The organism is Psychrosphaera aestuarii (assembly GCF_017948405.1).
GTDB lineage: Bacteria > Pseudomonadota > Gammaproteobacteria > Enterobacterales > Alteromonadaceae > Psychrosphaera > Psychrosphaera aestuarii.
Genome location: NZ_CP072844.1, coordinates 2677693 through 2688768 on the forward strand (window position 1 = coordinate 2677693; position 11076 = coordinate 2688768).

Annotated in this window: 8 protein-coding genes; all 8 read right to left on the reverse strand. The window is 38.1% G+C overall.

What is annotated here, in order from left to right; genetic code table 11:
* Positions 1–71: 71 nt before the first annotated feature.
* Entirely contained in the window at positions 72–1964 is a 1893-nt protein-coding gene (locus J9318_RS12190; protein WP_210560166.1) for a sensor domain-containing protein, read from the reverse strand.
* A 2-nt stretch (positions 1965–1966) separates the two neighbouring features.
* Positions 1967–3100 (reverse strand): FIST signal transduction protein, encoded by a 1134-nt coding sequence (locus J9318_RS12195; RefSeq protein WP_210560167.1) that lies wholly within the window; start codon positions 3098–3100, stop codon positions 1967–1969.
* A 108-nt stretch (positions 3101–3208) separates the two neighbouring features.
* Positions 3209–4042, reverse strand: coding sequence for an S-formylglutathione hydrolase (fghA, locus tag J9318_RS12200; RefSeq protein WP_210560168.1), 834 nt, complete (start codon positions 4040–4042; stop codon positions 3209–3211).
* 7 nt (positions 4043–4049) lie between these two features.
* Complete coding sequence (locus tag J9318_RS12205; RefSeq protein ID WP_210560169.1) at positions 4050–5180, reverse strand: S-(hydroxymethyl)glutathione dehydrogenase/class III alcohol dehydrogenase; 1131 nt, start codon at positions 5178–5180, stop codon at positions 4050–4052.
* A gap of 236 nt (positions 5181–5416) precedes the next feature.
* Positions 5417–7591: a bifunctional diguanylate cyclase/phosphodiesterase gene (locus J9318_RS12210; RefSeq protein WP_210560170.1), complete on the reverse strand. Its 2175-nt coding sequence runs from the start codon at positions 7589–7591 to the stop codon at positions 5417–5419.
* Between the two features lie 118 nt (positions 7592–7709).
* The gene (locus tag J9318_RS12215; protein WP_210560171.1) at positions 7710–8099 is read right to left on the reverse strand and encodes a hypothetical protein; all 390 of its coding nucleotides are present in this window, start codon (positions 8097–8099) and stop codon (positions 7710–7712) included.
* A 302-nt stretch (positions 8100–8401) separates the two neighbouring features.
* Positions 8402–9055, reverse strand: coding sequence for a response regulator (locus J9318_RS12220; RefSeq protein WP_210560172.1), 654 nt, complete (start codon positions 9053–9055; stop codon positions 8402–8404).
* Positions 9052–11073, reverse strand: coding sequence for a PAS domain-containing sensor histidine kinase (locus tag J9318_RS12225; protein WP_210560173.1), 2022 nt, complete (start codon positions 11071–11073; stop codon positions 9052–9054). Before J9318_RS12225 ends, J9318_RS12220 begins: the two co-directional genes overlap by 4 nt.
* Positions 11074–11076: the final 3 nt, after the last annotated feature.

An 11076-nucleotide genomic window follows, 5' to 3' on the forward strand; every position in this document is an offset into this window, starting at 1 on the left:
ATCACAAATTATTAGTATTTTAAAAATATAATTTATTCAGTGAACCCTGTTTATTTTTTGACCGTAAGAGTCTAGTTATGCCTTTCCAATAGTGCCTGAAATTCTAATCCTGGCATAGGCTTATATAAAAAGAATCCCTGGCCAATATCACAGCCGCGATGTTTTAAAAATGAGAGCGATGCTTGATTTTCTATACCCTCAGCAACCACTTTTAAATTTAAATTATGTGCTAGGTTAATGATACTATCTGCAATTGCCGCGTTATGAGGTTGATCGCTCAATTCCAAAATGAAAGATTTATCAATTTTTAAAATATCTATTGGTAACTGATGTAGATATTGCAAAGATGAATACCCAGTTCCAAAATCATCGACAGCAACGGTGATCCCAAAATCTCTGAGCGCTTGTAAGATATCTTTTGCAAAAGCGATATTATCTAAGAAAAGTGATTCTGTTATTTCTATTTCTATTGCACTAGGAGGAATTGCAAACTTGGAAATGATACTTTTAAACTGAGCGACTAACTTTTTATTTCGAAACTCTACAGGCGACACGTTTATAGCCACCGGTAATACCGTTAAACCTTTATCTATCCAGTTACGAATATCCCTGCACGCCTCTTCGAGTACCCAAAGGCCAATATCATTGATCAAACCGGTCTGCTCCGCTACCGGGATAAATATATCAGGACGACTATTAGCCCCCTCTCTTTTCCAACGTAACAATGCTTCAACTGCAATTACTTTGTTATTTTTTAAGTCGACTTTAGGCTGATAATACAATTGAAATTCTTGATTGCTTATGGCATCCCTTAAATGGTTCTCTACCTGCAATTGCTGAATAGAAGAGCGCTCTAATTCTGAGTCAAAATACTGATGATTATTTTTCCCCATCGCTTTAGCATGATACATAGCCATATCTGCTTTTCTCAGCAGTTCATCGGTGTCCATACCGTCTTTAGGATACATACTAATGCCAATGCTAGAAGAAATATAAAACTCGCTATCTTCGATTAAGAACGGTTTAACCAATGCATCAATTATTCTGTGACTAATCACAGTGGATATACTTGACTCTTGCAGGTTCTCTAAAAGTACAACAAATTCGTCTCCACCGAGTCGCGCTAACGTATCAACATCCCTGATACAGGTTTTAATTCGCTGAGTGACTTCTTTTAATACTGCATCGCCAGCTTGATGACCGGCATTGTCATTAACTTTTTTAAAGTCATCTAAATCAATAAAAAGCACAGACAACTGCGTGTCAAAACGATTACAATAAGTAATACCATGAGAGAGTCGATCATCTAAAAGAGCGCGATTTGGTAGCCCAGTTAACGCGTCATGGAACGCTTGATGCTGAACCATAGCTTCATTTCTTTTTAATTCGCTGATGTCTCTAAAGCACCATACTCTGCCAAGTACCTCGTTATTCTCAACCTGAGGAGACGTGTGATATTCAAAAAAACGACCATCTATTAACTTAATTTGCCCATAAAGCTCGGTCATTGGGTTGTTCTTTATTTGCCTAAACTTATGCGCGAGCCTTGTTCTATCTTCAAACTGTTGAATGACCTTTTTTAATTTAAGCAAAGAAATTTTAGGACTTGTTAATATATCAATATTAACGAGTTGCGCGGCCATCTGATTAAACTTGGTTACCGAACCTTTTTCACTAATTGCTAAAATCGCCTCACCGGTAGCATCAAATGTTGCATTTAATGCGGCAAGAGAGTGCTTTAGTTCATTTTGAACTACGAGCTGCTTGTCTACTTCTTTTCTTAGGGTTTCGTTTCGTGTTGATAATTCGGTTGATGTAAGCTCAAGAGATCGGTCGATCAATGACAACTCTCGTTCATTTTGCTCATAAGCTTCATTTACAGCGGCTAAGAATGGGCCGAGACTCTCATCTTCACCATGTTCAGCTAAATACTTTTTGATTTGCCTTTTTAATAATCGATGCATTACTACCGTCTTTCTCTAAACGTTGTCACTGTCATGGTTTGATTATGCAAAACACAATGCTTTCCTTTACCTATTGGTGATAATTCCCCATACGAATAAAAACCACCCAATACACAGTTATTGCCTAATACATCTTGCACACTTTCCAACTCATATTCTGACTCTTGCTGCAATACCAATCTTCTTCCAACACAGCTGATTAATAGCGCAAAATCTGGCGAGTCGGATCCGGCAACTTCAAGTGCTTGAGCGGCGGCAGATTCGGCGCCATCAACCAGTTTTCCAGTATTAGCTCTCATTAATTTGGCGTATTTACCTTCTGGCATGTCACCGGCGAATATGAGAGAGTTTGTTTCTTCATCAATGTTTAGAATTGTACGAACTGTATAATCGGTGGAGTCTTCATTTTTTATACATATTGGAAAACGTAACGCGGATGCTGGCAGTTCGTTAGCAAAATCGCCTAAATATTCTTTATACAAAGCTAAAGCTGATTGGTTGTCTAATTCAAACAATACATTCGCTTCTGATTTAGTTATAAGTCGCTCTGGCCCAAAAGGAACCCACCCACCTAAACTACCATGACCTATCTCGATATGGTCACCATAAAAGCCGCACACAACGATCCGCTTTGTACCAATATCGTTATTGTGCCAAACGATGGTTTCGGTAAATTTATCTGCGTCTCCAGCTAGCCCTCCTGTAATCGTCACGTCATTAGGAAGCTTTTGTATTAAGCTATTCGCAAGTTCAGTTCCGTTTACATTCTGACCATCTGATATCACCAAAACATGTTTCAAATTCTGCGTTGGCAAATGTGATACCAGTTCATCCACAGCTAGTCCTAAATTAGCAAACTGCTCTAGGTTAACGCTCGTCGTTTTTACCTCTGTTTTTTCGAAAATCAGTTCGTTAACAACCACTGAATCGTCAAAAATGTCGACGTCTTTTATTTCACCACTTGTTGTACACCCAATAATACTGGCATTTGGAAAAGCACTTTTTAGTGGTTCATGAAAACTCTGCTTTTGCATTAACTTTCTATTACCGAAAACTAATAACAACTGGGCTGTACTGACTTTAGGTAAATTGCTGTTCCATGTGTTGTCGACATAGTGATACTGATTTGCTTTCATAATGCAGAACCTTTCAAAATAAGTTTCCATTTGAGTTTAGCTCAAAACGAAAAAAGCCGGACTTATACCGACTTTTTATAATTTAACTAACTGTTTGTAAAGTTATACTTATTTTAAGTGTCTTGCATGAAACGCTATATGTTGGTCTATGAAACTCGCAATAAAGTAATAACTATGGTCATATCCATCATGAAGATTTACTGTCGCTGCGTAATGATTATTTCGCGCTGCCTCAATAAACTGTTCAGTACGAAGCTGTTCTGGATAGAAGTTATCCGCTAATCCTTGGTCAATTAGTGTCGGTAAATATGTGTTAGTTTCACTAATTAATTCAACCGCATCATATTGTTTCCAACTGTCTTTGTTGTCTCCAAGATAAGCATTAAATGCCTTTATTCCCCACGGGCATTCCATCGGATTGCAAATTGGGCTAAACGCAGACACTGATTCATAGCTGTTGGGGTTTTTTAGCGCAATTGTCAACGCACCATGCCCCCCCATTGAGTGCCCTGATATTGATTTTTTGTTAGAAACAGGAAACTCACTTTCTATTAAGTTAGGTAGCTCATTAACCACGTAGTCATACATTTTATAATGAGTATTCCATGGAGCCTGCTCTGCATTTAAGTAAAAACCAGCTCCTTGACCTAAATCATACCCGTCATCATTCGCGACGTCTTCGCCTCTAGGGCTAGTATCTGGCGCGACAATGACGATCCCCAGCTCCGCTGCAATTTTGTGAGCACCCGCTTTTTGCATAAAGTTTTCGTCAGTACAGGTTAACCCCGACAACCAATATAAAACGGGCATTTTATTAGTATCACTAATTCCTGGCGGCAGATAAACAGCAAATGTCATTTCACAATTGACACTATCAGAGTGATGCTTAAACTGCTTATGCCAACCACCAGCACTTTTTGTCGCTGAAATATTTTCTAACATTGACAACCTACTTATCAAAGTGGATGACGGTACGAATACTTTTACCTTCATGCATTAAATCAAATGCTTCATTAATACCGTCTAAGCCCATAGTATGAGTAATAAAGTCGCTAAGTTTAAACTCTCCGGCCAAATAGCGCTCAACATAATCAGGAAGCTCTGAACGCCCCTTTACACCGCCAAAAGCAGTGCCACGCCATACACGCCCAGTTACTAATTGGAAAGGTCGTGTGGATATCTCTTGACCCGCACCAGCGACTCCTATAATTACCGACTCGCCCCAGCCTTTGTGGCAACACTCTAGCGCTGAACGCATAACATCAACGTTACCTATGCACTCAAATGAATAGTCAACTCCGCCATCTGTCATATCAACAATTACTTCTTGAATCGGTTTGTCGAAATCTTTTGGATTAATGCAGTCTGTCGCACCCAGTTTTTTCGCTAAATCAAATTTAGACTCATTAATGTCAATTGCAATAATTCGGCTAGCTTTGGCCATTGCAGCACCAATAACAGCAGATAGACCAATTCCCCCTAGCCCAAAAATAGCAACCGTGTCACCCTCTTCTACTTTGGCCGTATTCATAACCGCTCCCATGCCTGTGGTTACACCACAGCCTAACAAACAGACTTCTTCTAATGGAGCCGCTTTGTTAACCTTGGCTAGCGAAATCTCTGGCATAACCGTGTATTCAGAAAACGTCGAGGTTCCCATATAGTGATAAATCGGTTCACCGTCTTTGTAGAAACGAGTTGTACCGTCAGGCATCAAGCCCTTTCCTTGTGTTTCTCTTATTTTTTGACACAAATTTGTTTTTCCGGACGTACAGAACTTACATTCGCCGCACTCTGGTGTATATAGCGGGATTACATGATCACCAACCGAAACGCTAGTGACACCTTCTCCGACTTGCTCAACAATACCACCGCCTTCATGGCCTAGTATGGCAGGAAAAATCCCTTCCGGATCTTCGCCTGATAGCGTAAAGGCATCCGTATGACAAACACCGCTGGCTACGATGCGAACTAAAACCTCACCAGCTTTTGGAAGCATTACATCGACTTCTTCAATTTTTAATGGTTGATTTGGACCCCAAGCCACAGCGGCTTTAGATTTGATGAATTGTGCTGTCATTTTATTTCCTGTTTTTAGTCAATAATTGCAATGAACTCATTAAAGACACGCAAGTATTGTTTAAAGTAGTAAAGTATATATTGTCTATATGCAGATTATTGCTATACGCTAAGTATATATAGGTAGGTCAAAATTTACATACAGGATTACACCAATTCTCTTTTACCTGTCTGCAATAATCGCTTCGATTAATAGTATTTGTTGTTTATCTTCGCTGGGGTGTCGCACGATAAGGCTTAGTTATCCCAAGGCTCTGGTTTATGAAAGTAGTAGCCTTGGCAATAATCCAGGCCCAACTCCACCAGCATGGTAGATTCTTCGAGTGTCTCAACAAATTCTGCAACTGTTTCCATATCCATGGATTTCGCCAACGTAACCATAGTACTAACAAATGCTTGATTTCGAGGATTCTCTGTAATGTTCTTAATAAAAACGCCATCTATTTTTAGCTTTTGAACCGGCAGTTTTTGTAAATAGCTAAATGAAGATAAACCACTACCAAAGTCATCTAACGCAAAGCGACAGCCAAGTTGAGTAATTTCATTAATGAAACCTATCGCAGACTCCAAGTGAGTAATAGCAAAAGTCTCTGTTATCTCAAAAGTAACAAGCTCGGGTGTAACACCATATTGATTAACTTTTTGTTTTACAAAGTCAATCATCCCAACATCAGCTAAGGTTTGACCAGAGAGGTTAATACAATAATGATCTTTTGATTGCGATGCGGCAATATTAATCAACGTTTTTTCTATTACCCACTTGTCGAGTTCATTCGCGATACTATTTTGCTCTGCGATAGGTATAAATATAGCTGGGCTAATAATATTGCCATCAGCGCCTTTTAACCTTATTAAAACTTCATACACCTTATTTGAAACGGCCCCCTTATTTCGTCGAATCTCTTGACGATAAAGCTCGAAACCTCGGCCTTTCAAAGCCTTTTGCACCTGCCGATAAATTTCCATTTCACTAGCATGTTGAACAAGTTCGGGATCATCACTTTGATATAGTAGTACTTGATTTCTGCCTTTGTGTTTTGCTGACTTTATTGTCAGTAGCAAGGAGCTCATAAGATGTTCGCCATCTGCTATATCATCATTTAATTGCACAACGGCAATGCAACTTGTCAAGCTGAAGTTTTTTGCAATATCAGAAATATCGAGGGTTTCGACCGAACTGCGTAAGACATTTGCATAATCTAGGGCATCTCTGTGGGCTAAAGTTGGATACAAAATGGCAAACTGATCATTACTAATGCGAGAGAACTTAGCCTCCTCCGGAATAATATCTTTAATAAAATCGGCTATCATTCTTAACGTCGAGTCACCCTTGGTGAAACCAACAGAATTGTTGAATAATTGAAACTTGTCTAAGTCTATAACAAACGCAACTCCTTGCTCAGACTCGATGGATGACTTTACTCGCTCAAAATAGTCGACAAACACCTGACGAGTCATTAGGCCTGTTAAATTATCATGCGACTTGCTGAATTCAAGCTGTCGAATTGCTTTAAGCTGGCCATAGCTTTTTTGCTTTTGTGAACAGTAACTAAACAATAATAACGCAGAAAATGTAATCCAGATTAGTAAAGACCATAAGTAGTTGTTCATCACTAAGTCTGATGCATAATTATCTGACAACCGTATAGCAACATTCCACCGTGTGTTAGGTATTTCTTTTAAGTACGAAAATTCTGTTAACTGGGTTTCAGATAATTGTTCATCACTAAAACGGCTACTGCCTTTTTCATTGAGTTCTATTTCAACTTTTCTGTCTTGCCTTAATAAAAACAGCTCTTGTTGAGGCAATCGATACTTTTCCAATATTTCTTTAAAAACAGTAGGTTCGAACGCGACGAATATATAAAGTAAGTCTTGAGCTCCCATCAAAGGCTGGAGCAAGTCATAGTGCACTGACGCACCACTGCGGTGCAAAAACAATTGTTCTTGCCCACCATTTTGAATGGTTGAGTATATTTCTTCTTTGCAGTGGGCTAAAAAATCACCGGTAATATTTTTAAATACACCTTGTCCTTGCTGGTCAATTATTGAAAATAATCTTACGTTATCTAATTCACTACGGAAGGTTTTTAATAATGATAAGTAGTCTTCTCGCTCGGTTAAGTCTCCTTGGCGATATAAATCCATTAGCTCTGCTTGATTTCGCCATTGAAATTTATCAATTTCTTGTCGAAGTTGTATAAGGTGGCTCTGATACTCATTAACAACCTGTTGTGTGACAGAGTCCATTAATGATGATTGGTAATCTTGATGTACTTTTATCGTATTGTGACTATTCCACAGCGACAGAATAAGTAATATCGCCACTGCGAAAAACAGTTGTGTTTTAGCGCTTTTCAACTCTTTTTTTACATAGCTAACACGAGAATTTAAATTATTGTCCGTAACCATCTACCGCCCAAATTGAGTTTTCCATCATGAATGTTAGTCAATCACATCAAATGTAATCATAGAATGCAAAATCATAAAACGCTAACTTTTATTTAAACAGTTCAAGCACTTGCTAGCTTTAAGTGTCATTGTAGTTATTAAGTAAACTTCTGCATATATAAAAGGCTGGTTCTCCTTCTACCAACTTTTCCATCATTGTTTGCAGCTTCTCTTCTATACAAGCGGTTATAGAATCCTCTGCTAATAGACTAACAATAGACGACTCTATTTCAGCTAAAACTTCGGCATGAGATTCGGTTCTTAACAGAGCAATCAAAATATCAATGTGTTCCGGATAGTATTTAAGGTTTTTGACAGCAAGAACTCTGATTTGATAACTGTTTGCAGTAGCCAATGAAATTAAATCGTGCTTAGTTTGACGATTTCTATTTTCTGCATCACTTTTTGTTATTTGAGTATTACCGTCTGAAAATGCTTCGGGTGAAGCCACGTCGTTAAAGTTTGCCATCATACACCTCAGGCTTAAATCGAGTTTTATATCAATTCACACAGATAACTAAGTAATTATGGCACCGACTAACTTTAGATAAATAAGGATTTACCTAAATAACATCAGCGGTTCCCTTATTTTTCGTAAAAAAAAAGCAGCCAATCAATAATATGAAAGGCTGCATTAGGTTGGAGAGTATCTGATTACCTTGAAAAAATTATAGAACGAACATAATCAGAAATATATGAGGGAATACCTAGCTTAATGCGCTCCTGATCCCTATAAGCTTGTTTTACTTGAAATGTTTAGCAAGTAGTCAACTATAGTGTTGTAATTCCACTTTTTATAGCGTAGCGCACTAACGACGCAAGGTCTCTTATTTGGAGTCGTTCCATAATCTGCGAACGATGAGACTCAATTGTTTTTACGCTAAGCCCCAAATCATAGGCTATTTCTTTGGTGCCTTTACCATCCGCTAACATTTTTAAAATCTCTGTTTGCCTTGGAGTTAATAGTTTTTCTGGTTGTAGATCAACTTGCTGCTTGGTGGGACTGATTGTTTCTAGTATTTGTTCCGACAGTTTAGGACTAATATAAACTTCGTTTCTTAGTACGGCTTCAAGCGCTAACTCTAGCTCTACTTCGGCAGAGTCTTTTAGTAAATAAGCATGTGCACCACGCTCAATGGCAGTTTGCAAGTAGTCACTTGTATTGTGCATAGTCAATAAAATAACCGGTAACTCTGGGTGTAAAGCTTTTACATCCGTTAAGGCATCTAATCCTGATTTATGTTTCATAGCGATATCTAGTACCACAACATCTGGACAAGTTTGCTCGATCAGCTCAATAACCTCGTTTCCATCAGCGCCTTCAGCAACCACTTCATAATCACCCAGGTCATCTAATAATGCTCGTAGACCCGCTCGCACTAAGTGATGATCATCAACTAAAACCACCTTTTTTCTATCTTTCATAATAGCTCTCCTTGATAGCCTTCTTTAGAGTCTAAACTTGTAAATGTATTTCGCAACGGTATTTGCACCTTAATATCAGTACCTAAAAAAGGTTTTGATAGTATTTTAAACTCACCACCAGCCAACTCTACTCGCTCTTTCATATTTACCAGACCAACACTGTCACTTTGCGCGTGAACGTCAAAACCTCGACCGTCATCACTGATTTGCAATACTAAAACCTCATCATCACTTCGTAGTTTAACTTTCACATTCTTTGCATCGGCATGCTTTACAATGTTAGTTAATGACTCTTGAACAATTCTGAACCCAACAATTTCGGCTTGCTTATCTATAAGCTCGTTAAAACCTGAGTCATCAATTTCGTAGTGCACGCCATCGATACTCAATAACTTATCCATTTGCCATTTTATAGCGGGAGAAAAACCTAATGAATCTAGCTGTGCGGGGCGTAATAAAAGAGACAAGTTTCTGACTGTATCTAAGCTTTGACTTGCAATCATGTGAATATCCGAAACCTTTTCCAGTAGAGCCTCATCGGTAATACGACGACTAACCCACTTGGTTGCTAATAATATTGCAGTCAAAGACTGGCCTACATCATCATGCAACTCTCCTGCAATTTGTTTCCTCTCAGTTTCAATTAACTGCAAGGTTTTCGACGATAGTGCGCTCAATCGATTATTGGCTTTTGCCAACGCATTTTTAACCCTCAAAACGTCTGTTAAATCTCGAATAACAAACTGGATAGACTCTATTCCATCATAAATAATTAAATTAACAGCAACTTCCGCTTCAAAATGTTCGCCAGTGTATTTTTTTAATTTGAAATTAGTGAATCCATAACTGCGCTTTTTACCAGCGAGCATGTACTTTATGCGATCTCGTAACAACGACTTGTCGTTATCTGAAACAAAATTTGAAATCATCATATCTTTTGTTTGTTCACCGTAAACAAAGTTAAATAGCTTTACCGCAGCCCGATTAAGAAAAACCACTTTCGATTTTTGCAATACCATAATGCCCTCTGGTATTGAGTCAATAAGTTGGTTCATTTGTTGTTCGCGTTGACGTAACTTAATTTCAGTCTTTTTAACCGAAGTCATGTCATATAAGGTGCCTAATATGACGTTTTCTTTTTCAAAATATTGTGATTGAACGACTACAAAAATCTGATTGCCACTACGATCTATAATCATTTTTTGTGCATTAAGAAAGCTATCCGCACTACCTTCCGTAAAAGATTTTTCAACAAATTTAAAAATGGCGCAGTCCGCTTTTTTATCCAAATCTTCAATTAAAATAGGTGATGAAAACGTGTGATCAAGCCCGAGTAAATCACCAACTGAATCACTGTAATATAATAGTCGAGACGCCAAATCTAGCTCCCAATAAGCAGCGCCTGCGGCCTGACGTGTAACATTGATATCGTTTTTAACGCCATTTGAGTAATTTTCGCTACCTAACACTTTAGATGTAATTGCAACTTTAATAATACCTAAATTAGTATCATTAATATCGTAGGGGAAAAACGTAAGCTTCGACAATTTAGGCACCAATTTACCGTGCCTGTCTTTAACGTTAACATGAAGCATAAAGCTGGAATATTTCGGACGGGTTTTCAACCCCTCTAACCAGCCCTTCAATTCACCATTACTTTCATCAGAGGTGACGTCAAAGAGACTAGTAATTATATGGTGTTCATTTAACGTTAAACGTTTTCTAGTCGATTGGTTGACTTCTAATATTTGCAAGTCATCTAAACTAATCAATAAACAGGGGTTACTTGCTTGATGTAGTATTTCGTTATGAAGGATTTCTTTGTGCACTTCCTGTTGTTTCTGATTGAGTTTAAACAATAACTCAGCGATTAAACCGAGAAAAAAATACAATCCAGCAGTAACAAAAAGTACATTTATCCAATCAACAAGGTGATATTGGGTTTTTATTACAAATGTTGATAACAAAAGAGTCAAGCATAGGCTAAGTAGTACTTTAGTTAACTCCAAATGACGCATAAA